This window comes from Sphingomonas sp., from assembly GCF_035317925.1.
Classification (GTDB): Bacteria; Pseudomonadota; Alphaproteobacteria; order Sphingomonadales; family Sphingomonadaceae; genus Sphingomonas_I.
In genome coordinates, this window is record NZ_DATHFV010000037.1 from 1 (window position 1) to 22,408 (window position 22,408).

The 22,408-nt window shown below is 65.4% G+C and carries 28 protein-coding genes; 7 read left to right on the top strand and 21 right to left on the bottom strand.

The window, feature by feature from the left end; all coding sequences use genetic code 11:
• Positions 1 to 260: 260 nt before the first annotated feature.
• Together VK533_RS02695 and VK533_RS02700 are read left to right on the top strand one after the other, a co-directional pair.
• Positions 261 to 2,180, top strand: coding sequence for a winged helix-turn-helix domain-containing tetratricopeptide repeat protein (locus tag VK533_RS02695; protein WP_324374770.1), 1,920 nt, complete (start codon positions 261 to 263; stop codon positions 2,178 to 2,180).
• A gap of 294 nt (positions 2,181 to 2,474) precedes the next feature.
• A complete protein-coding gene (locus VK533_RS02700; RefSeq protein ID WP_324374772.1) occupies positions 2,475 to 2,609 on the top strand; it encodes a hypothetical protein in 135 nt (44 codons plus the stop codon).
• 10 nt (positions 2,610 to 2,619) lie between these two features.
• On the opposite strand, the gene VK533_RS02705 is transcribed toward VK533_RS02700, so the two are convergent.
• The 8 genes from VK533_RS02705 to VK533_RS02740 all read right to left on the bottom strand — a co-directional run bounded on the left by VK533_RS02705 (position 2,620) and on the right by VK533_RS02740 (position 8,813).
• Positions 2,620 to 2,871, bottom strand: coding sequence for a flagellar basal body rod C-terminal domain-containing protein (locus tag VK533_RS02705; RefSeq protein WP_324374774.1), 252 nt, complete (start codon positions 2,869 to 2,871; stop codon positions 2,620 to 2,622).
• Between the two features lie 313 nt (positions 2,872 to 3,184).
• Positions 3,185 to 4,168, bottom strand: a complete 984-nt coding sequence (locus VK533_RS02710; RefSeq protein ID WP_324374776.1) for an AraC family transcriptional regulator — start codon at positions 4,166 to 4,168, stop codon at positions 3,185 to 3,187.
• Between the two features lie 51 nt (positions 4,169 to 4,219).
• Positions 4,220 to 4,708 (bottom strand): Cys-tRNA(Pro) deacylase, encoded by a 489-nt coding sequence (gene ybaK, locus VK533_RS02715; protein ID WP_324374778.1) that lies wholly within the window; start codon positions 4,706 to 4,708, stop codon positions 4,220 to 4,222.
• Entirely contained in the window at positions 4,708 to 6,090 is a 1,383-nt protein-coding gene (locus VK533_RS02720) for an MATE family efflux transporter (RefSeq protein ID WP_324374780.1), read from the bottom strand. The genes ybaK and VK533_RS02720 overlap by 1 nt, the downstream gene beginning before the upstream one ends.
• Positions 6,091 to 6,184: 94 nt before the next feature.
• Entirely contained in the window at positions 6,185 to 7,177 is a 993-nt protein-coding gene (locus VK533_RS02725; protein WP_324374782.1) for a sulfate ABC transporter substrate-binding protein, read from the bottom strand.
• On the bottom strand, positions 7,178 to 8,155 hold the full coding sequence (gene epsC, locus VK533_RS02730; RefSeq protein WP_324374784.1) for a serine O-acetyltransferase EpsC: 978 nt from the start codon (positions 8,153 to 8,155) through the stop codon (positions 7,178 to 7,180).
• 102 nt (positions 8,156 to 8,257) lie between these two features.
• Positions 8,258 to 8,635, bottom strand: coding sequence for a hypothetical protein (locus tag VK533_RS02735; protein WP_324374786.1), 378 nt, complete (start codon positions 8,633 to 8,635; stop codon positions 8,258 to 8,260).
• Between the two features lie 22 nt (positions 8,636 to 8,657).
• Positions 8,658 to 8,813, bottom strand: coding sequence for a DUF3309 family protein (locus VK533_RS02740; protein ID WP_324374788.1), 156 nt, complete (start codon positions 8,811 to 8,813; stop codon positions 8,658 to 8,660).
• A 259-nt stretch (positions 8,814 to 9,072) separates the two neighbouring features.
• Here VK533_RS02740 and VK533_RS02745 point away from each other — a divergent pair, with 259 nt between their 5' ends.
• Positions 9,073 to 9,600, top strand: coding sequence for a GNAT family N-acetyltransferase (locus VK533_RS02745; RefSeq protein ID WP_324374790.1), 528 nt, complete (start codon positions 9,073 to 9,075; stop codon positions 9,598 to 9,600).
• A gap of 10 nt (positions 9,601 to 9,610) precedes the next feature.
• Here VK533_RS02745 and VK533_RS02750 read toward each other — a convergent pair whose 3' ends face one another.
• From VK533_RS02750 to VK533_RS02765, 4 genes are all read right to left on the bottom strand, one after another.
• Positions 9,611 to 10,021 carry a hypothetical protein gene (locus VK533_RS02750; RefSeq protein ID WP_324374792.1) on the bottom strand — a complete coding sequence of 137 codons (411 nt, stop codon included), beginning with the start codon at positions 10,019 to 10,021 and terminating at the stop codon, positions 9,611 to 9,613.
• Positions 10,022 to 10,109: 88 nt separating this feature from the next.
• Complete coding sequence (locus VK533_RS02755) at positions 10,110 to 10,358, bottom strand: hypothetical protein (protein WP_324374794.1); 249 nt, start codon at positions 10,356 to 10,358, stop codon at positions 10,110 to 10,112.
• Between the two features lie 134 nt (positions 10,359 to 10,492).
• Positions 10,493 to 11,947: an ATP-binding protein gene (locus tag VK533_RS02760; RefSeq protein WP_324374795.1), complete on the bottom strand. Its 1,455-nt coding sequence runs from the start codon at positions 11,945 to 11,947 to the stop codon at positions 10,493 to 10,495.
• 41 nt (positions 11,948 to 11,988) lie between these two features.
• Entirely contained in the window at positions 11,989 to 12,630 is a 642-nt protein-coding gene (locus tag VK533_RS02765; RefSeq protein ID WP_324374797.1) for a PEPxxWA-CTERM sorting domain-containing protein, read from the bottom strand.
• Between the two features lie 176 nt (positions 12,631 to 12,806).
• Between VK533_RS02765 and VK533_RS02770 the strand changes: the two genes are divergently transcribed.
• On the top strand, positions 12,807 to 13,499 hold the full coding sequence (locus VK533_RS02770; protein ID WP_324374799.1) for a glycine zipper 2TM domain-containing protein: 693 nt from the start codon (positions 12,807 to 12,809) through the stop codon (positions 13,497 to 13,499).
• A gap of 74 nt (positions 13,500 to 13,573) precedes the next feature.
• Here the strand turns inward: VK533_RS02770 and VK533_RS02775 are convergent, their stop codons facing one another.
• From VK533_RS02775 to VK533_RS02785, 3 genes are all read right to left on the bottom strand, one after another.
• A complete protein-coding gene (locus tag VK533_RS02775) occupies positions 13,574 to 13,849 on the bottom strand; it encodes a hypothetical protein (RefSeq protein ID WP_324374801.1) in 276 nt (91 codons plus the stop codon).
• A 75-nt stretch (positions 13,850 to 13,924) separates the two neighbouring features.
• Complete coding sequence (locus tag VK533_RS02780; RefSeq protein ID WP_324374804.1) at positions 13,925 to 14,185, bottom strand: hypothetical protein; 261 nt, start codon at positions 14,183 to 14,185, stop codon at positions 13,925 to 13,927.
• A 199-nt stretch (positions 14,186 to 14,384) separates the two neighbouring features.
• On the bottom strand, positions 14,385 to 15,206 hold the full coding sequence (locus VK533_RS02785) for a PEPxxWA-CTERM sorting domain-containing protein (RefSeq protein ID WP_324374806.1): 822 nt from the start codon (positions 15,204 to 15,206) through the stop codon (positions 14,385 to 14,387).
• 86 nt (positions 15,207 to 15,292) lie between these two features.
• Between VK533_RS02785 and VK533_RS02790 the strand changes: the two genes are divergently transcribed.
• Together VK533_RS02790 and VK533_RS02795 are read left to right on the top strand one after the other, a co-directional pair.
• Positions 15,293 to 16,729, top strand: a complete 1,437-nt coding sequence (locus tag VK533_RS02790; protein WP_324374808.1) for a GH1 family beta-glucosidase — start codon at positions 15,293 to 15,295, stop codon at positions 16,727 to 16,729.
• A gap of 19 nt (positions 16,730 to 16,748) precedes the next feature.
• A complete protein-coding gene (locus VK533_RS02795) occupies positions 16,749 to 17,156 on the top strand; it encodes a cupin domain-containing protein (RefSeq protein ID WP_324374810.1) in 408 nt (135 codons plus the stop codon).
• 12 nt (positions 17,157 to 17,168) lie between these two features.
• Here VK533_RS02795 and VK533_RS02800 read toward each other — a convergent pair whose 3' ends face one another.
• Entirely contained in the window at positions 17,169 to 17,594 is a 426-nt protein-coding gene (locus VK533_RS02800) for a hypothetical protein (RefSeq protein WP_324374812.1), read from the bottom strand.
• Positions 17,595 to 17,671: 77 nt separating this feature from the next.
• Positions 17,672 to 18,598 carry a retroviral-like aspartic protease family protein gene (locus VK533_RS02805; RefSeq protein ID WP_324374814.1) on the bottom strand — a complete coding sequence of 309 codons (927 nt, stop codon included), beginning with the start codon at positions 18,596 to 18,598 and terminating at the stop codon, positions 17,672 to 17,674.
• A gap of 251 nt (positions 18,599 to 18,849) precedes the next feature.
• On the opposite strand from VK533_RS02805, the gene VK533_RS02810 reads away from it, so the two are divergent.
• Positions 18,850 to 19,449 carry a murein L,D-transpeptidase catalytic domain-containing protein gene (locus VK533_RS02810; RefSeq protein WP_324374816.1) on the top strand — a complete coding sequence of 200 codons (600 nt, stop codon included), beginning with the start codon at positions 18,850 to 18,852 and terminating at the stop codon, positions 19,447 to 19,449.
• 53 nt (positions 19,450 to 19,502) lie between these two features.
• Here the strand turns inward: VK533_RS02810 and VK533_RS02815 are convergent, their stop codons facing one another.
• The 4 genes from VK533_RS02815 to VK533_RS02830 form a co-directional block, all read right to left on the bottom strand.
• Complete coding sequence (locus VK533_RS02815; protein WP_324374819.1) at positions 19,503 to 19,895, bottom strand: hypothetical protein; 393 nt, start codon at positions 19,893 to 19,895, stop codon at positions 19,503 to 19,505.
• A gap of 198 nt (positions 19,896 to 20,093) precedes the next feature.
• Positions 20,094 to 20,741: a PEPxxWA-CTERM sorting domain-containing protein gene (locus tag VK533_RS02820; RefSeq protein WP_324374821.1), complete on the bottom strand. Its 648-nt coding sequence runs from the start codon at positions 20,739 to 20,741 to the stop codon at positions 20,094 to 20,096.
• 101 nt (positions 20,742 to 20,842) lie between these two features.
• The gene (locus VK533_RS02825; RefSeq protein WP_324374823.1) at positions 20,843 to 21,874 is read right to left on the bottom strand and encodes an alginate lyase family protein; all 1,032 of its coding nucleotides are present in this window, start codon (positions 21,872 to 21,874) and stop codon (positions 20,843 to 20,845) included.
• 50 nt (positions 21,875 to 21,924) lie between these two features.
• Positions 21,925 to 22,408 (bottom strand): aldo/keto reductase (locus VK533_RS02830; protein ID WP_324374825.1); only part of this gene is annotated, 484 nt, incomplete at its 5' end.

Genomic DNA, 22,408 nt, shown 5'->3' on the forward strand with positions numbered 1-22,408 from the left:
CGAAGCGGGCGCCACGGCAGTGAGGATCAGGGCGGCGAGGCCGATGCTCTTGATGGTGCGCATGGAAGTTCCTTCTCTCGAAAAATCGGATGAATGGTTCGTCCGTTGCGTCCGCAGCGGATGGCTGGGTTTCCCCGATGCGCGCCTTTTTCGAGAGGATGAGGACCTGATGGTGTGCCGATCAAACCTTGATGATTGCGTCGGCAGCTCGTGCCGGGCACCGTTCGGCCACGCCGATTCGGCGTTGGGGAAGCCGGCGGTTGATCGATCGGATCGAACTCGCACGCGTACCGGAATTCCGCCTGGGCGCGCTGATCGTGCGGCCAGGTGTCCGTCAGGTCGCGCGCGACGATGACGCCAGCGAAGTGCTCGAGCCGCGGGTGATGCAGGTGCTGGTCGCGCTGGCGCAGGCGGATGGTGCCATCCTCACCCGCGATGATCTGACCGAAGCCTGTTGGGATGGAAGGATCGTCGGGGAAGATGCAATCAATCGCGTCCTGTCGCGCTTGCGGCGCGTGCAGGAGGGGATCGGACTCGATAGTTTCCGGATCGAGACGATCACCAAGGTCGGCTATCGTTTGGTGCCGCGCAATGCGCCGCCTGCCGCCGCTCCCGTCCCGGTTGCACCCGCAGCCATCGCATCTTCGCCGGCACTCGTTCCCGGGCAGCGCAGCCGGTCATGGATGGCGATCGCGGCCGGCCTGATCGCTGTGGCGCTGCTCGGCGCAGCTTGGCTGCTCTGGGAAAGGAACTCTGGCGACCGGCAGAAAACGGTTACGGTTCAGGCGGTCGACGCGCGGGCCGACGACGGAGCCGCGCAGCTTTTCCGTCAAGGTTTGTCGACCGACCTCGCCCGGGTGGTAGTCGGAAACGACGCCACGCTCGCCATCAGCGACCAGCCTGCCGTCCCCGCGCGGCCCGCCGACCTGTTGGTCACGGGCGAGGCGCGCACCAGCGGCGGTCTGCTCCACGTCAATATCCGCCTGGTCGGGAGTGACCGCACCATATTGTGGTCCAGCGATTTCGCGCGGTCGGTGGCGGAGGTCGATGATTTGCGGCAGGAGGTGGCAGCGCGGATCGCCGACGTGCTGCTCTGCGCGCTGGGTGCGCAGGGCGGTGGTATGACGCTCGATCTGCCGACCTTGCGCCTCTATTTGTCCGGCTGCGAGCAGCGGCACGAACATTGGCAGGAATCGGCCGCCCTCTTCCGCAAGGTCGTCGATCGGCGGCCCGATTTCGCGCCGGCCTGGGCGCAGCTTGCGTCGCGTACCGCACTCTATGCCAACACGCTGGACGGTGCCGATCGGGATCGCGGCATCGCCGACGCGATCGACTATGCGCATCGCGCGCTCGCGCTGAATCCGGGGGCAGGCGCGGCCTATTTCGCGCTGGCCCACACGAGGGTCGGCATGGCCAACTGGATTGGGCGCCAGGTCTATATCGACCAGGGGCTCAAGGCCGGCGCAGTCCACGCGCCACTCTTCAATGATGCGGCGATCGCCTTCAGCGCGATCGGACGCGGCCATGCGGCGCTGGAATATGCCCGCCGCGCCGTCGCGACTGATCCCTTCGGGCGCGTCTTCACCTACAATCTGTCCGGCGCGCTCGGTTTCTATGGTCATCCCGACGATAGCGAGGCGTTGCTGCGCAAGACCCAGCAATTCTGGCCGCACGATCCGCTGATCGCGGCGGGGCTCTTCACGTTGCGCGCGCGCGTGGGCGATGCCCGGCAGGCTCTGGCCATGATCGACGATCCTGCGCTGACGCGGCTCTATTCTACGCGCGCGATCGCGGACTGGCGGCTGTTCCTGGAGGCAAGGATCGCACCTGGTTCACCGGCCGTCGCCCGCGCCATCGCCGCCTTCCGCGCGGCGGCCGCCACCGCCCCGCTCGACGACCAGCGCGAGGATATCCAGCATTTGGTTCAACTCGGCGATGTCGACGGCGCCTTCACGCTCGCCAACGCGCTGCCGCAATTGGATATCCAGGACGAGAATATCTGGTTCCAGGATTTCATGGCCCCGCTCCGGGCCGAACCGCGCTTCATGCGCATCGCCGCGCGCCAGGGTATCGCCGCCATCTGGCTCAAGACCGGACTCTGGCCCGACTTCTGCGTAAATCGGGCGGTGCGCTATGATTGCCGTGCCGAGGCAAGGCGCGCGCTTGGCCTTAAGCTCTGATCGAACAGAAAAGGGGGAGCACCGTCTCCGATGCTCCCCAGGCTCGGGCGCAGGGGGTCCAATCCGCGCGCCCGCCGGGTCAGGACCGGTGCCATGTATGTGGCCTGCGCGGAGTGCGGAGGCGAGGACACGAAGCTGATCTTCGCCTGATGAAAGCCTGATATTCGGCGCCATCCCCAAAAAAATCGGGATGGATAAATCTGGCAACAGCCCAAGCCCGATCCTCTGCTCGACGGCACGCTGAGCAACGATGATCGCGGCGAGCGCCGTTTTTACAAACAGGTGCGCGAAGAGATGCGGGACCCGGCCTGGGCGAACAGCACCGGGGTCGAGAAACTCGGCCTCAAGGATGCAATGATCCAGTTCGGCGGCCTGCCGGATAAGAGCCGATCGGTTTACGTCGCTTATTATCGGCGCAACGGCGGCTGATCCGGGCAGATCAGGCGCTGCGGTCGATCAGCGATCCGATCATCTGGTCGGCGGTATGCAGCACGGCGGCATTGGCGCGGTAGGAAAGCCCGGCCTCCATCATGCTTTCGAGCGCGTCGGTGACATCGGCGACGGGCGCGACCGCACCCGCCTCGGTCACCGGCCGATCGGTCAAGCCGCCGCTGGCGATCGTGGCGGCGCTGCTGTCGAAGCGCGCCATGCTCGAACGCAGGCCCGAAGCCGCTGTTGCTGTTACCCGCATCCCGTCACCTCTAATCCGCGCGCTTGCGCCCGCACGCGTTGCGAAGCGGTTCAGGGGCAGGCTTGATCGCACGCTAACTATGCAGGGCTCAGATCTGGGTGATCGACCCTGGAAGAGACGCCGTCCATCTCCCCACAGGACGGACGGCGCTCGCTCTCCCCCCAAAGGGAAGAAGGGGCGCAGCCGCAGCCGGCGCGCCATCTCGCGATGGTCGCAGGAACGCGGCGACCTTGATCGGCTTTAGCGGCAGTCGCGCCCGATCGACTTGAACGGGCGTCTCATTTGCCTGTCGGATTGTCCCAGGGCGGGCGCGTCAGCTGAGCCGCGGCAGGTTTGTTTCGGCTCGATAGTCGCTCGGCGTATTGCCATAGCGCGCCCGGAACAGGCGGCTCAGGTGCGCGGCGTCGCTGAAGCCGAGCCGGTCGGCGAGCATGGCGATCGTCTCGGGATTGCGCGGATCGGCGAGCGCGCGCCGGGCCGCCTCCAGCCGCCGGCCTCGAATATAGGTGCCGACGCCGCCTTCCTGCTCGAACAGCCGCTGCAGGCTGGTGCGCGATATCTGCAGCCGACGGCACAGATCGTCGACCCCCAGCGACGGCGATTCCAGCCGCCGTTCGATCTCGTCGCGCGCGCGCAACGCCGCGATCGAACGGCGCGTCGCGGGCTCGGGCGGGATAATACGCCCCGACACCGACACCGCCAGCGTCAGCAGATCGAGCACGGTCCGCGCGACGCGTGGGCCGTCTTCCGCCTTCAATTCGGGCAGCAGCCCGGGTAATTGGGCCAGGTGGCTCGCGAACAGCGACGCGGCTTGGGAATCCAGCACCAATCCATGCATCGCCCGCATGTCGAAGCCCATCTCTAGTGCCTGCGCGCGCGGCAGAACCATGCGCACCGTCCGGCTGGCGGTGGACATGTGATGCGATGTCTGGCCGACATCGGCGATCAGCACCGTGCCTGGCGCATGATGGAAATCGCGGCCGCCCATTTCACCCTTGGCATGCCCCTCGAACATCAGCAGCACATTGAGCGCTTCGGGGTCATAGGAGCGCAACATCTCCGCGCCGCGATCGTAGCGCTGGCTCGAAATGTGGGAATAAAACAGCTTGAGCGGGCCCAGATCGACCGTCTCGATCGCATTGTCGAACGCTTCGAGCGGCGTGGTCTCATACAGCGGCGCGATGCTCGGCCAATGCCGGTTCGCCCACGCTTCGTGCCGGTCGCGCGGCGCGATGCCGTGGGTTGAAAAACGTTCGACCGCGATGCCGTCTTTACCCGAATCTAGAACCGAACCCAAAGCTACGCCCTCACCCTGGGGCAATCCAATAAAGCCTTGCAATTCCTCTGTCTAACCGGATCGCATCTCGGCGCTGATCGGGGCGACGCGGGCGTCCAGGATATGCGCGGCGTCCGCCGGATCGATCCGGACCTGCAATCCGCGCTGCCCGCCGTTGATATAGACAAATGGCTGATCCAGCGCCGCCGCCTCGATTACCGTCGGCACACGCCGTGCCTGCCCGAACGGGCTGATCCCGCCGACCTTGTAACCGGTCATGCGTTCGGCATCGGCGGGTTTCATCATCGCCGCCGCCTTGCCGCCGATCGCGGCGGCGAGCTTCTTCATTGCCACCTCCCTATCGGACGGCAGGATCGCGCAGACCGGTTTGCCGTCGACCAGGGCCATCAATGTCTTGAGCACGCGCTCCGGCGGCTCGCCCAGCGCGTCGGCTGCCTGCAGCCCGATCCGGTCCGCGTTCGGATCGTAATCGTAAGTGTGGACCGTGAAGGCCGCGCCCGCCGCCGCGAGCGCCCCGGTCGCGCGCGTCGCCTTCGACATCAGCCGAACCGCGCCAGGCCGATCGCGTCGCGCCGCAGCCAGCGCGCGAGCATCAGCACCGCTACCACCGCCAGCCCGCTCGCCAGTCCGATCCAGATGCCGACCCCGCCCATATGTCTGTGGAAGCCGAGCCACAAAGCCACGCCCAGTCCCACCACCCAATAGCCGAACCCCGCGAACAGCATCGGGATTTTGGTGTCGTGCAGGCCACGCAGCATGCCCGCGCCCACCGCCTGCGCGCCATCGACGATCTGGAAAATGGCGGCGATGGCGAGGAAGGATATGGCCAATTGCACCACCGCGGCATCGGCGGGCGAATGCGTGTCCAGGAACAGGCTCACGAATGTCCGCGGCGTTATCCACAGCAGGCAGGCGGTGAATGTCATGAAGCCGACGCCCATGATCCAGGCGGTCCAGCCCGCGCGCGTGATCCCCGCGCGGTCGCGCCGCCCGAGCGCGAGGCCGACGCGTACCGTCGCCGCCTGCGACAGGCCCAACGGCACCATGAAGGTGAAGCTCGCGATCTGGATCGCAACCGCGTGCGCAGCCAGCGCCGCAGTGCCGACGATCCCCATCAGGAAAACGGCGGCATTGAAGATCGTGATCTCCAGCCCCAGCGTCATTGCGATCGGTGCGCCCAGTTTCCAGACAGTCGCATAGCGACCCCAATCCGCTCGCCAGAAGCGTCCGAACAGGCGGTAACGGCGGAACCGCTTTTGCGTCATCACGACAATCACCATTCCGGTGAACATCATCGTCTGCGTGATCGAACTGCCCAGACCCGCGCCGACAATTCCCATCGCCGGCAACCCCAGCTTGCCGAAGATCAGGCTGTAATTGAGGCAGGCGTTGAACACGACGCCGCACAGGCCGATCAGCAAGGCCCAGGCCGGCTGCTCGAGTGCCGCGACATAGCTGCGCAACACCAGATAAAAGAGCGCGGGAATGAGCCCCCATTCGATCGCGCGCACGAACCGCGCGGCCTGGTGCGCCAGCGCCGGATCCTGGCCGAGCAAGATCAGCAGCCGTTCCGCATGCCACAGGATCAGCATCACGGGGATCGCGATCGTCACCGCCGCCCACATCGTCTGGCGGACCGTGCGGCGCACGTCACGCACGCTGTGCGGCATCGCGCCAATCTTGCGGCTCATCAGCGGCGACGCGGCCATCACCAGCCCCATCCCGAAGATCAGGAAGGCGATGTAGATGTTCGATCCGAGCGCGCCCGCCGCCAGGCTGCGCGGTCCGAGCCAGCCGAGCAGCACGACATCGGTGCCCTGGATTGCCGCCTGGGTCAGGTTGGTCAGCACCAGCGGCCCGGCCAGACGCGCGGTCGCGCTGGCTTCCTGCCGCCAGGCGGAGAGGGGGGACGAGGCGGACATGCGGCCCGTCTAGTCGGGCCGGCAGGAGAGAGGAAGACCCGCCGCCGGTGGGTCTTCCTCGATCGGACGACGCTTCAGCCCTTCCCGGAAATCCCTATCGGTTGTTTTCGGCAACGATCTGGTCGTAGACGCCACCGTCCGCGAAATGGGCGGCCTGGACGCGCCTCCAGCCGCCGAAATTCTTGTCGATCGTGAACAATTTTATGTCGTGGAACTGGCCGGCATATTTGCGCAGCACCGCGGCGTTGCGCGGCCGGTAGAAATTGCGCGCGATCACGTCCTGCGCGGCGGGCGTGTAGAGGAAGCGCAGATAGGCTTCAGCTGCTGCCTGGGTGCCGTGCGCCGCGACATTTTTGTCGACCCATGCGACCGAGGGCTCCGCGAGGATCGACACCGACGGATAGACGACCTCATAGGCGCCCGGCGGTGCCTGCTTGACCGCGAGCAAGGCCTCATTCTCCCAGGTCAGGAGCACGTCGCCCTGGCCGCGCTGGATGAAGGTCGTCGCCGATCCGCGCGCGCCGGAATCGAGCACCAGCACATTCTTGTAGAGGCGCCGCACGAAATCGCGCGCCTTGTCCTGGCCATAGGTCTTGCTGGCGTAGCCCCATGCCGCGAGATAGGTCCAGCGTGGCGCGCCGCCGGTCTTGGGGTTGGGCGTGATCACGCCGACGCCCGGCTTCACGACATCGTTCCAGTCATGGATGCCCTTGGGATTGCCTTGGCGCACCAGGAACACAATCGTCGAATAATAAGGTGTCGAATTGAGCGGCAGGCGCTTCTGCCAGTCGGCCGAAATCAATCCTCTGTCGGCGAGCTGATCGATGTCGTTGGCCAGCGCGAGCGTCACCACGTCCGCCTGATTGCCGTCGAGCACGGAGCGCGCTTGTGCGCCCGATCCGCCATGGCTTTGCTTGATGTCGAGATCCTGGCCGGTTTTGGCCTTCCACGCTTGTTCGAACAGCGGGTTGATCTGCTGGTAAAGCTCGCGCGTCGGATCGTAGCTGACGTTGAGCAGGCTGGTGGCTGCCACAGCCGGAGCCCACGACGCCGCCAGCGCGAGCGCGCCGATAAGGAGATTCCGCATTCAATGCCCCCTGAGTGATTGCACGTCTGTTTCGCTGGTTTCCGCGAGGTCCGGCGCGCCGCTCGTGCGTCGCACGCGCGCCTGATCGACGAAGCTTCCTGCCGGCACGCTTTCGGTCAGCCAGACATTGCCGCCGATGACGGAGCCGCGTCCGACGGTGATCCGGCCGAGCAGGGTCGCGCCGGCATAGATCACGACATCGTCCTCGATGATCGGGTGGCGGGCGAGGCCGCGCCGAACCCCGCCATCGTCGTTCGAGGGAAAGCTGCGCGCGCCCAGTGTCACCGCCTGGTAGAGCCGCACGCGATCGCCGATCACTGCGGTCTCGCCGATGACCACGCCGGTGCCGTGATCGATGAAGAAGCTCTGGCCGATCTGTGCGCCGGGATGGATGTCGATCCCGGTCTTTGAATTGGCGATTTCGGCGATGATCCGCGCCACCAGCGGCGCGCCGAGCCCGTGGAGCAGGTGCGCCAGGCGATGGTGGATGATCGCCAGCACGCACGGATAGCAGATCAGGACTTCGTCGACGCTGCGTGCGGCGGGATCGCCGGCGAATGCCGCCTCGACGTCGGTGTCGAGCAGCCGGCGCAGATCGGGCAACGCGGTGGCGAAGTGGCCGATGATCCGCGCCGCATCCTGATCGATCCGCTCGGGCGCGCTGTCGCGCAGCGAGTAACCGAGCTCGAGCCTGATCTGGCCGTAAATCCGGCTGAGCGCGGTCTGCAGCGTCTCGGCGACGAATGCGTCCTCATTCTCCAGCCGCACGAAGCTCGGCCCTAGGCGAAGCGGAAACAGCGCGCCGCACAGCGACGCCATGATCTTCTCCAGGTCGTAACGCGACGGGAAGCCGACCGCGCCATGCTCGGCGTTACGGCGGTGCGCGTCGCGCCATGCCTGGCGTGCGTCGCGCAACCCGGCCGCGATCTCGTCTATGTCCCAATAGCTGCCGGTGGGCAGCAATGCGCGGCTTGCCATATCGAACCCTTGTTGTGGGCTCGTCTTAGCGAGGCGCCTCGCACCGCAAAGAAATAAAACCTATCCAACAGATAGGGAATTATATGCGGGGGCTGGTGCGCGCTATTTCGGCTTGGCGGGCGGGGCCGGTTTACGGGGTGCCGACGAAGCGCCGAGGTTGTGCTGCGCGATGCCTTTCTGAATCAGCCGCTTCGCGCAGCTGTTCATGGTCGGGCCCAGGCTATCCTTGGTCATCGTCTTGGCTTGCGCCATCGCTGCGCTGTTGAGCTGTTCGTTGGAGATGCGCGCGTCGAGGCGGCCCAGATAGAAAGCGGCGGACGCCATGGCGATCTGCTTCTGCTGGGCGTTCTTTTCAGTGCGCGCGAAGAAGTTGCTCGCCAACAGGCAGCGAACATCGTCGTCAACGCTTTGCGCGGCGACCGGCGCGGCCAGCCCGGCCGCCGCAAGCGCTGCACCAATTCCCAAAACAAATCGCGCCATCGCGCCGCCCCCTTCTTGATTCTCAAATTCGTCCGAGCAGCACCAATATCAGCACGATCACCAATACGAGGCCAAGCCCGCCCGACGGAGCATAGCCCCAATTGCGGCTATGGCCCCAGTTCGGCAGTGCGCCAACTAGGAACAATATTAAAAGGACGATGAGGATCGTACCGAGCATGGCGTGCCTTTCTTAGCTTGCGGCGGCGAAACGGCCGGTCGCCGCGCGGGTTCCGCTGTGGCCCGTTCGGAGCGGGCGCATCGGCTTGGATTCAAATGCGACGAAGCGAGCCGCGGCGGGGCGCGATCAGTTCATAGTGAACCGATTGCTAACCATCTGGAAACCCCTTGGGACCTAACTGGAGCTCCCCCCAGGCCGCCGGCCACCCGGCAGAAAGACTCGGAGTTTCCCGTTGCATGAAGTGGCGTTGGACCACGCGGTGGCGTCAGCCGCCGCGCGTGGCCAGGTGAGAATCGTGACCGCCGGCGATGGTCATGCAATCGGCCTGCACCGGCTGGTAACGGAGGCGCTGGCCAACGAAGAACGGAGCTGGTCCGGCAAGCCGCCTTTCCATCCCGACGAAGAGGTTTCGGTCGAAGAGGTTCAGGCGCTGATCGCCGCGCCCCGCAGCCGGCTGCTCGCCGCGCTCGACGATGGCGTGATCGTGGGCTGCGTTCTGGTGACCCGCAATGCGGGCGGCCGCAGCACGCTTGGCCTGCTCGGCGTCGATCCCGTTTGCCGGCGGCGCGGGCTCGGCGCGGAACTGATCGCGGCTGCCGAAACGGTCGCTCTGGAAACATTCGGATCGGACCAAATCGAACTGTGCGTACTCGACGGGCGCGTGCGGCTGATGGCCTATTATGAAAAACGCGGGTTCCGCCGAACCGGCGAACGCCGCGTGGTGCGCCGCCGGCCGCAGGCGGCGATGGAATTCGCTGTCATGGGCAAAATGTTGGAAGCCGCCTGAACCCGTTCGCTCAACGCAGAATGAGCTGATCCGAATTGATGTGATAGCCCGCCAGCACCGCCTGCTGGCCATCCATCCGGTAGACGAAATTCTCGTCTGCCGGCCCATTCGCATAGACCGCACTGTAATTCAGCGTGATGAAATGGCCGCTGGTCGAGGCATTGTCGTTCCAGCCGATCACCTTTCCGCTCTTGAAGAGGCCGAGCTTGCGGTGAATCGCCCCGAGCAAGGCGGTCAGGGTCGTCTGCGGCGATACCGCTTTCATGTCGGCGGCGCTGGCGGCATAGATCGCGTCGAACTGGCCCGCGTTGAGTTGGCGATGAAAGCCATCCACGGCCTGTTCCGCGATCGGGACGTCCTTGCCGATCGAACAGCCGCTTAGCGCCAGCAGCGCGACGATCCCCCAAGCCCTGCCTGTCATCCGCGCGCCCTCTGTCCTGCGTTTGGCCCAACCATAATCGGTCCGCCGGTCCGGTCAAAGCGGCCGGACTTCCGCGAACCGGTGCCGGCTAGCTGACCTGCATCAGCGGGGTCTGGCGCTGGACAATGCCCACGGCGCGCTCGATCGCGTCATGCTCCTCGCGGGATCCCTGATAATAAGCCAGCCGCCACGACGTCTCGGTGGCGCCGCCGCCGAACGCCGGCTCGATCGGCCCGATCAATGCAAGATATTGGTCCACACCCGAGGCGGATGTCTCGGCGGCCTTCTCGGCGATCGCACGGCGGATCGCCTCGGCACGTGGCAGTCGAATCGGCATTTGCCGATACGTCCTTGTATGAAGCATGCACGCTTACGCCCGGCCACTGACACCGCGCGCTCAACCGAGACCAGAGTCTTTCGTTCCGTTTCGGACGAAGCTCGTTCGGCGCGGCAGGCAGGGACGTCGGGCGATCACGCCGCCGCCGTCTCCTCCGGTGCGGTCGCCCAGCCCAGGCTCGGGATCGCCGCGGTCCGCCGACCGCGCAGATCGACGCGCAGCGCGAGGTAATTCTTGCTCTCCATATAACCCAGCAGGCGGCGCGCGCGCCCGATCGAATGCGTGCCATAGACTCGCGCAATCTCCGCCTCGGTCGGGCAGGGCGCGCCCGCACGGGCAGCCCGCGCGATCAGCATGAACACGCCCAGCATGTCTTCCGGTACGGTATCGGCGATGCGCAGCGCCGCCGCCCAATCCTGATCGGCGAGATCGTCGGAGAACAAGCCGGCACGCGCGAGCGTCAGCCGCCGCGCGAAGTCCACCGGCTGCAGCGGCGGCCGGGCCAGGCCGCGCATCCGGCAGCGCAGCGCAAAATCCTGGTAGAGCGCGCCCGGCGCTCGGTGCGCCGCATCCTCGTCCGCCACGATATCGCGCAGCACCGCGTCGATCACCGGGGCAGGGTCGGACGCGTCCAGTTCGGGCGCAGTCTGCGCCGCATCGGGATCGGCCTCGTCGATCCGCGCGAGCAGATGCTCGACCGGCTCGACCGGCGGCGCCGCGGGTGGGGGCGGTGGCGTGTCTTCCAACCGTTCGAACAAAAGCGCCTGCGCATCGCCATGCGACGGCAGTGGCGCGAGCCCAGGCGCCGCCCCGCGCCCGCCGGTCTGGACCGCGCCGATCCGGATCAGCTGTGGCCGCCGCGCGATCGCCGGTCCGAGCGCAAGAAACTGGCCGCGCTCCAGATCGCGAATCTGCTCGGCCTGACGCCGCTCCATGCCGAGCAGGTCGGCCGCGCGTGCCATGTCGATGTCGAGGAAGGTGCGCCCCATCAGAAAATTGGACGCTTCGGCCGCGACATTCTTGGCGAGCTTGGCAAGCCGCTGGGTCGCGATCACGCCCGCCAGCCCGCGCTTGCGGCCGCGGCACATCAGATTGGTCATCGCGCCCAAAGATGCGCGGCGCGCTTCCTCGCCGACCTCGCCGGCGGCGGCGGGCGCGAACAATTGCGCCTCGTCGACCACCACCAGCACCGGATACCATTGGTCGCGCGGCGCATCGAACAATCGGTTGAGGAAGCTGCCCGCGCAGCGCAGCTGCGCGTCGACCTCCAGCCCCTCCAGATTGAGCACGACCGATACGCGATGCTCGCGCACGCGCGCGGCGATGCTGCCCGTCTCCGCCTCGGTATAGTCCGCCGCCTCGATCACGAGATGGCCGAAACGCTCCGCCAGGCTGACGAAGTCGCCCTCCGGATCGATCACCACCTGCTGCACCAGCCCCGCGCTCTGTTCGAGCAGCCGGCGCAGCAGATGCGACTTGCCCGAGCCCGAATTGCCCTGGACGAGCAGACGGCTCGCCAGCAATTCCTCCAGGTCGATCGGCACGCTCGCGCCGCCCGTCCCTTGGCCCATGTCGATGTCGGTGGTCATCGCCCCACCCTTGCCGGAGCGCATCCCCTACCGGCAAGGCTTCAGATGCGGATGTGCGCGGTTTCCTGTGGACAGAAGACCTGGCCGGCCGTGCGCCGCCGCCGCATCGCGCCGCCTACTAGCCCGAATCCGCCGAGCATCATCGCCCAGGATGCCGGCTCGGGAATCCCCGGTCCGATTCCGTCGATGCCGAGCGTAAGGTCGTCGATCGCGAAATCCACGTCGGACGAGAAGGTCACCCGGCTAATATATTTGGGGTCGTCGAGCGTGCCGATCGACAGATAGGTGTTGGTGTCGGTGGCGGACAGCGACACCTCTGTCAGCAGATGATCGGTCCCAGTACCCTCATCATATTCATAAGCCCGCATCCATACGGTCGCGCCGCCGGTTACCCAGGCTCCGACGCCGGGCCATGAAAACATGTCTTGGTCGGATGTAACCACGGTAATCGACGTGCCTCCATAGACCTGATTCCCGGAATGCGCGGGATTGGCGAGCGAGGCCATTTCGATCGTGCCGCCCGAGATGGTTGTCGAGAAATATGGGCCGCTGGCGATGACATTGGTCGTGCCGGTCGGGTGTGTATCGAACGTCTCGAACACCTGGTCCCCATCGTGCGCGTCGATACGTGTTGCTAGCAGTGCAAATCCGACCATCGCCACCGCGATCGATTGATATCGCATGCCTTTTCTCCCCGGCGCCTAAAACGGCGAACAGGAGCCTAACACTATGTGCTGATACGGTAACGCAACGATGGCACCATTTTGCCAATTGGTCTGTTGGGCCTCGGATGCTTCCCCCGAAACAGGGGCTGCACGAGAGGAGACCTATAATGAAATTCAACCGATTGGGCGCCCCTATGGCGGCCCTTGCGGCGCTGACCCTGGTCGGCACGCTTCCCGCCGTTGCGCAACCGCCGCAAGCCTGGGCAGGCCCCGGACCCGGCGGATGGGATCGCGACGCCTTCTGGCGCGGCGCCCCCGAAGATCCTTATCAGCGCATCGCGTTCCTGCAGCATCGGATCGACCGGAGCATCGCCGATGGCAGCCTCGATCCGCGCGAGGCGCGCCGCTCGCAATATCAGCTCAACGGCATCCGCAGCAACGCGGATCGGATGCGCTATCGCCACCACGGCCGGTTCTCGCCGAGCGACTATCAATATATCCAGGGTCAGCTCGATCAGCTCAGCCAGCGCATTCGCTGGAGCCGCCAGAATGCCGCTTACGGCGGCGGTTACGGCGCGCCGCCGCCCCCGCCGCCCGGCAATTACGCCACCAACTATGACGCGTCGCATTACTATCGCGATGGGCCGAACTACAGCGAACGGCGTCTGTCCTCTTCGGACGAAGTCTATCGCGGATCGGATGGCCGCTATTATTGCAAGCGTGGCGACGGCACGACCGGCCTGATCGTGGGTGCGGCCGCCGGCGGCATCCTCGGCAACGTCATCGATGGCGGGCATAATCGCGCCGCTGGCACCTTGATCGGCGGCGCGCTCGGCGCGCTGGCGGGCAAGTCGGTTGCGGAAAATCAGGATATCCGCTGCCGCTGACGAAAAGGGGCGCCCTCGCGGGCGCCCCTTCCAGCCGTCAGGTTGAAAGGGCGCCGTTTCCGGCGCCCTTTTTCCTAGCGGCGATAGCGATGGCCGTTGCGGTAGTAATAACGCGAACGGCTGTGGCGGTAATAATGGTGACCGTGGTGCACCGTGTTGTACAGGCCGCCCGCCGCGGCACCGACCAGCGCGCCGTTGCCGACCGACAGGCCCGGGATCACCGCGCCGGCGACCGCGCCGCCCGCGGCGCCGATACCGGCGCCCCGCAGGATATGGCCCGCGCTCTGCGCCGAAGCCGGCGCGGCCATCGCGAGCGACGCAACGCCCGCGGCAATAAGCATGATTTTCATGATATCTTCCTCTCTCTTATAAGCTTCCACCCGTCGCCGCACGCCAACGCGCCTGCGCCGCGTGGGGTCCATGGGTCAGCGGTACGAGCGGTAGTCGTGGTCGCGATGATCGTGGCGATGCGCGCGTTCCCAGCGAAGGCGTGCGCGCCGTTCCTCGCGTGCGCGCTGGCGTTCCCAGCGCTGGCGATCGCGCCAGTCATGGCCATGGTAATCGTTGTATCCGCGACCGTTGTCGTAACGGCTGTAGCCCTGATCATAATATTGGGCCTGCGCCGCCGTCGGCGCGACCGTGGCCGCCAGCGTCAGCGCTGCGGCAATGCCGAATATGGTACGCATCTCTACTCTCCTAACCTGCCCGATTTTTCGGGACGGTTCGGGTTTTACGATGCGGTATATGCGCCCGGGCTGAACGATGCTGGCAGCAGACGTTCAGCATTTGAAAGACCAGCGTGTTGACGCCGGCTGAGTTCTGAACCCCTGCTGAAACACCCGCCTTGACCGGCACGGGCAAACCAACCCGCGCCGGTACGCGCCTTCACCCAAAGGCGAGCATGGTCCGTCGGCGGCTACGCAGAGCCGTCCCGGCCAAGCCGAAGCCGGCGACCATCAATGCCCAACTCGCGGGTTCGGGCACGCTCGCCGACGGCAAAGCACATGGCCCATCGCCGCTGCATTCCACCACCGATCCGAACGTGAACTCGGCATAGGTATAATTCTGCGGATCGGCGTTGCCGAAACTTCCATAGAAACCGGCCGGGCCGTCATAGCTGAACGGGGTCGTATTATCGACGGACGAGAACATGGCAGGGATGGCATAGACAGAGAAAAACAGACCGGCCCCCGCCGGCTGCAGGGCCACGCTCATATCGTTGTTATAGCCGCCGTCTGCCCCTGGGTCGCTGGTGCTGTAGCGCGTCACCGCACCGGATCCCCCATCGATATCATCGGAGAATTGATAGGTGCCGTTGCCAATCTTGATCGAAGCGGACCCAGGCAGGCTGTAGCCTTCATAGTCGAAGTTCGAGCCATTCTCCCGATCGTAGATAGCGAAGACATCGGAATCGAATGTGAAGCTGGCCAGGTAATCCAATCCGCTCAGATCGGCCCCGGCGGCACCAAAGATCCCCGCGGCGTCGGTCCCCTGAGAAACCTTGCCCTTAAACGTGATGCTGAATTCGGTCGCTTGTGCCGGCACGGCAAGGGCACAGAGCCCGGCAAGGATAAACGCGCGCGCAGTCAAAGCTTTCATCGGATTGTCCCCCAAAGAGCAAACCCGCATCATGCTGATTCGCCGACGCTTTTTAATATCGTAACTTCGTTGCGACCGCAGCGATGGAAATATCCGAAGCGCGTTCATTTTGGCGCGCTTGCAATTCGCCGCATTCCGGCTCGCGCTCGTCGATCAGGATGCTAAGCATGTTAGCGCAATCTTGGGAGAGGGGCATGACAACCTATAATCGCCGCGAGATCGGCAAGGCATTCGGTGCGGCGACGGCGTTGGCGGCAGGGGGCACGATCGCGGCGACCGCGAAAGCGGCGCCGATCGACCTCGATTTTCCCCAAGGATTCAAATGGGGCTGCGCGACGGCCGCCTATCAGATCGAAGGCGCGGTCAATGAGGACGGGCGCGGCCCCACCATCTGGGACATCTTTTCGCATACGCCCGGCAAGGTCATCAACAATGCCAATGGCGATGTCGCCTGCGACAGCTATCACCTCTACGCCGAGGACACGAAGCTCCTGAAAAATCTGGGTGTGTCGACCTATCGCCTGTCGCTCGCCTGGTCGCGCATCTTCCCCGAAGGCAAGGGCAAGCCCAATCAGAAGGGTGTCGATCATTATAACAAGGTGGTCGACAATTTGCTTGAGAACGGGATCACCCCCTACGTCACCATGTTCCACTGGGACCTGCCGGCGGCGCTGCCCGGCGAGTGGCAGAACCGCGACACGGCTTATGCCTTCGGCGACTATGCCGGCTACATGGCGGGCCAGCTTTCGGATCGCGTGAAGAACTTCATGACGGTCAACGAACTGCGCTGCTTCACCGATCTCGGCCACCAAAACGGCGTGCATGCGCCGGGCCTCAAGCTGCCGGCCGCGGACGTGAACCAGGTGCGTCACCATGGCGTGCTGGCGCACGGCCTCGCCGTCCAGGCGATGCGCGCGCACTGCAAGCCGGGCACACAGATCGGCATCGCGGACAACACCACGATGCGTGTGCCGGTGATCGAGACGAAGGAGCATATCGACGCGGCGCGCAAGGCGATCCGCGAAGACAATGCCATGTTCCTGACTGCGATCATGGAAGGCAAATATCTCGATTCCTATTTGACCGAGCAGGGCGCCGCCGCACCCAAGGTCAAGCAGGGCGATATGGCGGTCATCGCGAGCCCGCTCGATTTCGTCGCGCTCAATATCTACACGCCGGATTATGTCCGGGCGGACCCCAATTCGCCCAAGGGCTATCAGGTATTGCCCCATCTGGAGCACAGCCCGCGCATGGCCTCGCCCTGGCTCTATGTCGGGCCGGAAGTCCTTTATTGGGGCCCGCGTTACGTCAGCGAATTGTGGGGGCCGAAGGCGCTCTACATTTCGGAGAATGGCTGCTCTTCGGACGATCCGATCGTCGCCGGCCGCGTCGATGACAGCGACCGCATCATGTACCTCAGGAATTACCTGACCGCGATGCATCGCGCGGTCGCGGAAGGCTATCCGCTCAAGGGCTATTTCCTGTGGAGCCTGATGGACAATTTCGAATGGGCCGACGGCTACACCAACCGCTTCGGCATCCATTATGTCGATTATGCCACGCAGAAGCGCACGCCCAAATTGAGTGCGGCCTGGTACAAGGAACTGATCGCGCGCAACCGCGTGGTGTGAGGTTGAGGGAGACGCCGCGATGCGCCTAATTCCGACCCTGCTGCTATTGGCGGTCGCGACGGGCGCGGCCGCCGCCGCCGCGTTGCCGACGCGGACGCCGCTCGCGATCTTGCCGGTCGCGCCGGGCAAATTGGTGACGCGGGTTGAGACGACCCGCGTCGATTTCGCGGCCGGTCAGGTCATGCCCGAGCACAAGCATCTGGTGCCGGTCATCTGCTTCGTCGCGAAGGGTGCGTTCGCGGTCAGCATCGGCGCCGATCCCGTGCGCAATGTCGCGGCGGGCGAAGTCACGATCGAGCCCGCCAATGTCGTGGTCCACTATTTCCGTAATCTATCCGGCACGGAGCCCGCGCAGCTTCAATGCGCCTCGCTCGCGGGCGATCAGGACAAGGTGCTGAACGTCATGCTGGATCCCGCCGCGCGATAGGCGCGGGCCGCCCTATTTTGGCTCGTCGGGTGCCGGCGGCGGATCGAAGGTAGAGCGCATCGTCTCGGCCGCCGCCGCGGTAACCATCTCGCTCAGCGTCTCGATCACCTGATAGGATGCGAAGGGCGGGCACAGCCACGAATAGGGGGCTGCGAACCAGGCGGCGGGATCATAGCCGACGAACAGGAACGGCACCTCCTTGTGTTGCTCCGACAGGTCGGTGAACATCGCATGGGTGAGGTCGACCGCGACGCAGGCGGTGACCGATTTCCAGTCGGCCGGGCTCAGCGTGGCGAACGCTTCCTCCGCCGTGCCCGGCGGCGCCAGCACGGGCACGCCGAAGAAATCGAGTGTGCGCCGGATATAGGCGGCGTTGAAGCTGAGCGGCCCCGCCAGCAGCAGAACCTTGCCTTGGCGCAGGCTGGCCGGTGCGTTCATATCCTCTCCCTTGCCGCAGCATAACACAGCGATCGGGCCGGGAGAAACTATGCGCGCTGCCCGATGCTGCAAGGTTCTTAGCCTCGCAACTGGAATCGAACCCGATATTGCTGGAAGTCGAGCGACATCCGCCTGAGGCCGCGCAGGGCGTCGGTGCCAAGCAACAAGGCCGGCCGGTCGGCCAGCCCGAATAGGGCGAAGGGGGCGACGTCGGCGAAGGCAACCCGCAGATTGCGGATGCGCAGCGCGCCGATATCGATCCGTGCCAGCATGAGCCCGGTCGCCTCCGTGCTACGCCCGGTGACACTGTTCAGGATCATCGAGACCCGATCGGGCGGATGACGGCTGCCCGCGACCTTTTCCATCAGCGCGAAATTGCCGATCGTCACGTCGGATCCGGTGTCGATCACCGCATAGATCGGCATGCCGTCGACGCGCACTTCGGTCAGGATCAACTGGCCGTGGCGGCGGTGGCCGACGACGACGATCTCGCCCGGCTCCACTTTCTCGGGAACCCGTGCATCCTCGAGCGTGATGCTGTTATCCTGGAAATCCATCATGATGCGGCGGTCGATCAGCGCGTCCACGCCGACAATCCCCTGCGCCCCGAGAAATTGCTCGGGCAGCCCTGGCGCGGAAATAGCGAAGGTCGAACTGTCGCCTACCTTGAGATCGTCGACCAGGAACGTGCCGATGTCGGTCGCGCCGGCGACATCGTTCAGCCGCACATTTTCGCCCGCCGGCAGGTTAAGCCGTTTGGCCAGCGCGACACCGATCACCGAACGGTCGGCGCCGCTGTCGACCAGGAAACGGAACGGGCCGTAGCCGTTGACCTTGACGCTGATCGACATGCGGCTGTCGAGCAGGTGCGCCGCCATTTGCTGTCCCTGGACGGTCAGGCAATCATCGATCACCGCGGTCCGTACGTTGCCGGACACATGGCCCAGTCCCGTGGTCGGCTCGGGGCAGGAAAGCGCGATCGGGGTTGCCGCCGATAGGGGCATGCCGGACAGAAAAAGGCTCGTCCCGATCCATCCGCAGCCCGCTGCGACGCGTAAGGATCGGAATGCCCGCCTGACAGATCCGACCACGACCAGGGCGTGGCGTTTCTTCACGCATCCAGCATCGCACGAAGCGAACCAGGCGGGCTTGCATCGACGTGACGCGGGCTTGGCGCATCGGGTCAACCGGCTAAGCCGATGAAAAGTAATGTAATGTTAAGGTTAATGCGCTATAAGGGCGGCGCGGAGGGACTATGAATCGCAGACAATTTCTGACGGCGGGCACCGCTGTGACCGCCGGCGCGTTGCTGACCGGACGCGCTTTCGCCGATACCTTGCTGCGTCCGAATGGATCGGATGCACTGATCGCGCGCGCGCAGGCCGCGCTCGATCGCCATGCCGGTATGATCCCCAACCGGGATGTCGTTGGCGTCGCCGATTTCGGGCGAAGCAGCAGCATCCCGCGCTTTCATTTGATCGATATGCACAATGGCCGCATGGATACGTTCCTGGTCGCGCACGGGCGCGGCTCGGATCCGGCGCATACCGGCTGGCTCCAGCATTTCTCCAACCTGCCGGGTTCGGAGGCGACCTCGTCGGGCGCCTTCCTGACCAAGGACATCTATGTCGGCGCGCACGGCCGTTCGCGCCGGCTGGCCGGGCTCGATCCGGACAACAACCAGGCGGAGCCGCGCGGCATCGTCGTCCACGGTGCCTGGTATGTGAATCGCGATCTGGCCGCGCGCGGGGCGATCGGCCGCAGCGAAGGCTGCTTTGCGTTCGAACAGGATCAGGTCGGTCAGATCATCGACCGGCTGGGCGCCGGCCGATTGATCCTCGCGACGAAGGCCTAGAGTTTGGTTCAGCAGAGCTGAACCAAATGCCGCCTCAGCGCAGCTGAAACGAATTAGTGCTTCTTCACCTTCGTATAAAGGGTGAAGTCGTTGAGCCCGATCGCGGCGCCCCGCATATGGCTGAAGCGGTCGCTCTGGTTGACGATGTCGAGCCGGCAATTCTCGCCACCGAACGGCTTCGTGATCAGGATATTGTCCTCGCGCAGGAATTCGGCGCCGTTGGGCCGGTTGACCCACGCCTTTCCGCCCAGCCCGAAATAGACGATCGCGGTCCCGTCGATCACCGTCTGGTTGGTGATGTCGCTCGTCCGGACGCAGTGCACCTTCTCGCCGGGCACATAGTCTTTGAGCAGCTTCGCGAGCTCGGCCTCGCCGCGCTCTTTCATGGATACGCGCGCGCTTGCCGGCGCGGCCAGGATCGCAGCCATTATCAGCATCGACGCCATTCGCATGATCCGTCTCCAGTCTTTTGCTTCGGCACGCGAACGCGGCCGCCGCATCGGTCTATAGCCGATTTCGGGCGGCCGCGCGACTGCGCACGCTACCGTAACGAGCCTTCATTGGGGTCGGCGGGCCGGGGGCAGCCGGCCCGCCGGTGACCGGCCTCGCTTTCCCAGGGGGCACGGGAAAGCGAGGCGCGGACCTCAGGCGAAGCGCACCCGGGCCCTGCGTTGATGGCGCAGCGCGCCGCCGATCAGGCCGAAGCCGCCCAGCATCATCATCCAGTTCGCCGGTTCGGGAACCGCCCCTGCCGCCGCCGCGACGGTCGCATTGTTGGGCGCGAAGTCGCTGATCACGGCCAGACCGCCGGTGGTGCCGCTCCGCGGCCAGATGTTGAAGCCGTAATGCAGGGGATCGAACCCGGTCGTCGGCAACAGCGACAGCGGGATCACGACGCTCAGCGCATTGCCGCCGATCGTGACCGATCCCGGCGCGAGCGCGGTGGCGCCGATCGTCGCGGTCCCGTTCTTCTGCACCGCGATCACCTGGTTGAACAGCACGTCGGGCGCGCCGATCGAGCCGAACGGGCCGGTGCCCGTGCCGGTGTTGATGCCGATCGCATAGAAGCCCGGCAGCGTCGCATCGATCAGGCCCGCCATCGTGCCTTGCAGCAGGAAGCTGTCGGTGCTCGCGTTGAACATGACGGAGAAACTGGTGACGTCCAGATCCGCCTGATGCGGCCCGGTATAGGATGCGAGATAGTCCCCGGTCGGGTCGCTTACCGTCGTCGCCTGGGCCGCGCCTGCGAGCCCGATCACGACGGCGCCAAGAAGAAGATGCTTGCGTGCCATGCTTACCTCCACTGCTGAACCGCAAGCTCCGTCCGGGCGCGCGGACGCGTGGTTCATTGTGAAGCGACCAGTCGTGTAGCGATGCCGCCGGGGCGACCGGGTCAGTTTCCGCAGAGTGCCATGAAGCGCGGCGGCGAGGGATCGAGCTTTTGCGCGATGCCGCGCAAGGCGGGGTCGAAGCGCGCCGCCGACCAATAGGTCAGCGCTGCGTGACGCGTATCGAATGGCCCGGCGAAGCCCGTCACGCCGGCGGCCGCGCGCTGCGCGTCGAACGGCACTTTGGAGTGGACGAACTCCTCATGCGTTTGCTCGCCGGTTGCGTAGGGCGTGAGCCACGCGACCGACTTCGCGATCGAGGCACCGCCGGGTGCCGTCCAATGATACCAATCCTCGTCCTTATAGGCGCGTGCGGCCAGGGCGGCGCGCAGCAGCGGCTCCAGATCGTAGACGACATAATGAAGCGCATCGCGCTCGGCGAAGTCGGCGACCTGGCCGTCGGGCAGCAGATTGACCGCGATCTGCTGGCGGAACAGCCGGCGCGCCTCTGCGAAAAGCTTGTCGTCGCCGGTTGCCGCTGCGATCATCGTGACCAGCTTGATGCGATGGCTCTGCCAATTGTTGGTCCAGGTGCCGCCCGGGCGCGGCGCATGCGCGATCGCGGCGACATAATCCCAGCCCCATTTGCGCAGCCAGGCATTGACGCGGTCCCGTTCCGCCCCGTCCAGCCGGTCGGCCAGGATTGTGTAGCTATCGATCAGCGCATCGAGATTGGTTTCGTCGATCGGATTGAGATCGGGTGTGTACGTATCGACCCAGCCCAGCAGGAACCGTCGCGCCGTCTCGAATTGATGCTCGTTCACGCCCGCGCGCCAGGCCAGTGCGGCGTTCAGCATCACCGGCCAGTCGCGCTCCGCTTCCAGGCTTTCGTCGCGAATCCCCTGATGCGGCAGCGTGCCCTCGGTATGGACATGCGCGATCGGATGCGGGACGGCATCCTTGGGCGGCAGCGCGATCGGATGCGCCGCGAGCGCTTGCTGCGCCTGCTCGACCGGCACCGGGCACCAGTCGCCGGCACGAACGGGGCCGGCGGCAACCAAAGCCAGCCCGGCCAGGATCATCCGTTTCGTCAGCACGTATCCAGCCTACGCCGGAAATGCGATCGGCGCATCCCGTCGCGCGTTCGCTACCAGCGTGTCGGCTTGGGGTTGCGCTCGTCGAAGTCCATCTGGTGCCAATAAGGATAGGCCGGCGCGCGGCGGCTCGCATCGTCAAGCAGCGCGATATGCCCGGCATCCAGCGTCCAGCCGACCGCCCCCAGATTCTGCCGCAACTGTTCCTCGTTGCGCGCGCCGACGACGATGTTGGCGACGGTCGGCCGCGTCAGCAGCCACGCGATCGCGATCTGGCTGACCGTCTTGCCGGTGTCGGCGGCAACCTTGTCCAGCGCATCGACCACGGTGAACAGATAATCGTCGTCCACCGCGGGACCGCCCTGCGCACCGCCTTGGGCGATGCGGCCTTCGCCCATCGGCAGGCCGCGGCGGATCTTGCCGGTCAGGCGGCCCCAGCCGAGCGGGCTCCACACCATCAGGCCGACGCCCTGGTCGATTCCGAGCGGCATCAGCTCATGCTCATATTCGCGGCCCACCAGCGAATAATAACCCTGG